The organism is Frankia sp. CeRuru1, assembly GCF_977966315.1.
Genome location: NZ_CDWWEW010000529.1, coordinates 1 through 2,646, shown reverse-complemented (window position 1 = coordinate 2,646; position 2,646 = coordinate 1). Strand labels below are relative to the sequence as shown.

At 73.8% G+C, this 2,646-nt stretch carries 2 protein-coding genes; one reads left to right on the top strand and one right to left on the bottom strand.

From position 1 onward, the window contains the following. A partial coding sequence (locus tag AC08OP_RS23855; protein ID WP_476616222.1) for a helix-turn-helix domain-containing protein occupies nucleotides 1-380 on the bottom strand: 380 nt, incomplete at its 3' end. Between the two features lie 125 nt (nucleotides 381-505). Here AC08OP_RS23855 and AC08OP_RS23850 point away from each other — a divergent pair. Continuing rightward, on the top strand, nucleotides 506-2,200 hold the full coding sequence (locus AC08OP_RS23850) for an FAD-dependent oxidoreductase (RefSeq protein ID WP_476616221.1): 1,695 nt from the start codon (nucleotides 506-508) through the stop codon (nucleotides 2,198-2,200). The last annotated feature ends 446 nt before the right edge of the window (nucleotides 2,201-2,646 follow it).

Below are 2,646 nucleotides of genomic sequence, written 5' to 3'. Positions count from 1 at the left end.
TCGTGGGCCTGCCGTTGCGGTTCGCGGGCGGGCCAGTGCGCCGGGATGATCATTTTGTAGGCCTGCAGCCCGCCGGGTCGGCGGGTGAGCGGGATGAGCGTCATGCCGTTGCGTTCGATCGGGCGGGGGTGGATGCGCGGGTCGGCGGTTGGCGTGCCGACCAGCTCGTCCAGCGGCACCTGGTGGGCGCGTGCCAGCGGCAGCAGCAGTTCCAGGGTGAGCCGGCGCTGGCCGGACTCCAGGCGGGACAAGGTGCTGACCGAGATCCCGGTGGTCTGGGACAGCTGCGGCAGCGTCACCCCGCGCCGGTGGCGCAGCGCGCGTAGCCGCGGGCCCACCGCCGCCAGGACGCCGTCGAGGTCGGGCACATCGTCGATCACACCATCAGTTTGCCATCTCGGCAACGCTTCTTGTCAGAACGGGTGGCGTGCGCGGACAGTCCGGCGCGGGGCGGTCGTCGCGACGACGAGCAGGGCGCCCCGCCTGGACAGGCCGAGGAGAGCGCATGGTGAACGAGGCGTACGACAACGAGGCGTACGACGTGGTGGTAGTGGGTGGCGGACCGGCCGGGCTGGCCGGCGCCCTGACCCTGGCGCGGGCACGTCGGTCGGTGCTGGTGGTCGACGCCGGCGACCCGCGGAACGCCCCGGCCGGGGGTGTCCACAACTACCTGGCCCGCGAGGGCACGCCCCCGAGTGACCTGCTGGCCGCCGGTCGCGCCGAGGTGACCGGCTACGGTGGCGAGGTCGTGGCCGGCACCGTCACCTCCGCCCGGCATCTCGGCGGGGGCGGTGGCTTCCGGGTGTCGCTCGCCGACGGCCGGGCCGTGCGGGCACGGCGGCTGCTGGTGACCACCGGCCTCACCGACGAGCTGCCCGCCGTGCCCGGGGTGGCCGAGCGGTGGGGGCGCGACGTGGTGCACTGCCCGTACTGTCACGGCTGGGAGGTTCGCGACCAGGCGATCGGCGTCCTGGCCAGCGGCCCGATGGCAGTGCACCAGGCCCTGCTGTTCCGGCAGTGGAGCGCGGGCGTGACCCTGTTCCGCCACACTGCACCCGCCCTCAGCGACGAGCAGGCCGAACAGCTCGCGGCCCGCGGGATCGGTGTCGTGGACGGCGAGGTTGCCGGCCTGGAGGTGACCGGCGACCGGCTCACCGGTGTCCGGCTGCGTTCCGGCCGGCTCGTCCCGTGCCGGGCTGTGGCGGTCGCGCCGCGTTTCACCGCCCGCGCGGACCTACTCGCCCCGCTCGGCCTGCGGCCAGTCGAGGTGCGGCTAGGTGAGCACGTGCTCGGCAGCCGCATCGAGGCGGACGCGACAGGGGCGACCGCCGTGGCCGGGGTGTGGGTCGCGGGCAACGTCGCCGACGTGCGGGCGCAGGTCCTGTCCTCCGCCGCCTCCGGACTGGCCGCCGCGGCCGCCGTCAACGCCGACCTCGTCGCCGAGGACACCCGGCGGGCGGTCGAGTCCCACCGGTACGAACAGACCTACGGCGAGCAGGCATGGGACGCCCGGTACCGGTCCCGGCCACAGCACTGGAGCGGAAACCCCAACCCGGCGCTGGTCGCGGAGGCCACCGACCTGCCAGCCGGCACGGCGCTCGACGCCGGGGCAGGCGAGGGCGCAGACGCGTGCTGGCTCGCCGCCCGCGGCTGGCAGGTCACCGGCATCGATCTGTCGACCACGGCCCTGCGCCGGGCCGCCGCCCGCGCCGACCGGCTCGGCCTCGGCATCACCTGGATACACGCCGACCTGGCCGCCCGGCCCGCGCCCGGAACATACGACCTGGTCACCGCGCACTACCTGCACCTGCCACCAGCGTCGCGGCAGGCACTGTTCGCCCACCTCGCCGCCGCCGTCGCACCCGGCGGCACGCTGCTGATCGTCGGCCACGACCCCACCGGCCTGCATACCACGGGCCCCCGGCCAGAGCTGGCGGAGGCGGGCTGGACTGCCGCCGAGGTCGCCGACACCCTCGGCGACGGCTGGACAATCGACGTCGCCGAAGCCCGGCCCCGGCCGGGCACCGACCACGACGGCCGCGACATCACGATCCACGACGCGGTTCTGCGCGCCCGCCGAGACGACACCCAAGACCGCCGGCGAGGGACCCAGCCCTCCGCTGCCCGGCGTGCGACCAGCCATGACGCCACCACGGCCAGCGGCGGCCAAGCGCGGGTCGCCGGCTCTCTCCACCTGTAGGTCCTGTCCCCGGAGCCCACGTGGAGCGTGATGGTGACTATGCGGTCGACCGGGATGAACGCCCTCGCAGGTAGCCGGCGACCTCCTCGGCAGGGTCGAGGGTCATGCCGACGGCGACGGCGAGGTCATCGCCGAGATCGAGCTGGGTCTGCTGCACCTGGGGCGCTGCAATGGGTACCTTCGGGGTGTCGGTGGACCAATAGCAGGCTGCCCTACCGGTACCGCAGCGTGTGCTGCCGGACAGTGGGCAGCGCGGTACCGAGAACACGTGAGAAATTGGCCCGCCAGCTCCCGCCCGCGCAGCTTCCGCTGGCCCGGATTCCGTCAGTCCAGCTTCCGTCGGTCCGCCCAGGGTGGGCCCACTAACGGCCGGTGTCCTGGTACATCATCGATTCCGGACTGAACCGTTGACTGAAGAGCAGGGCACGCTACTGGACTGTTCGCCC

What these genes read in the sequence shown, in the direction of transcription:
- AC08OP_RS23850 (WP_476616221.1), top strand. Translation starts at nt 506, where the DNA reads ATGGTGAACGAGGCGTACGACAACGAGGCGTACGACGTGGTGGTAGTG.